Genomic DNA, 255 nt, shown 5'->3' with positions numbered 1-255 from the left:
GGTTCACCCGCCACGGCACGATCTTCCCGCCCGATTGGAAGGTGAAGGGCTTTTGCTATGCGCTGGTCTTCTCGTGCCTGCTGATCCCGGTCGGCACGTCGACGCGCACCGGGCTTTTGTGCATTGGCCTGGTCGCGTTGCTGATGCTGCGCGATGCCAAGCGGAAATTGCTCTATCTGGGCCTGCTTGGGGCGATGGGCGTGCTGGCGGTGCCGTTCCTGCCCTCCTCCTTCACCAATCGCATGAGCACGATCA

1 protein-coding gene is annotated in these 255 nt (G+C 62.7%); it reads left to right on the top strand.

Annotated elements, in window-relative coordinates; translation table 11 throughout:
- The coding region (locus MKD49_RS26095) for a hypothetical protein (protein ID WP_252697754.1) at nucleotides 1-255 on the top strand (255 nt) is incomplete at both ends.

The organism is Herbaspirillum sp. WGmk3 (assembly GCF_023952535.1).
GTDB classification, from domain to species: domain Bacteria; phylum Pseudomonadota; class Gammaproteobacteria; order Burkholderiales; family Burkholderiaceae_D; genus Herbaspirillum; species Herbaspirillum huttiense.
This window is presented reverse-complemented; position numbering and strand designations above follow the sequence as displayed.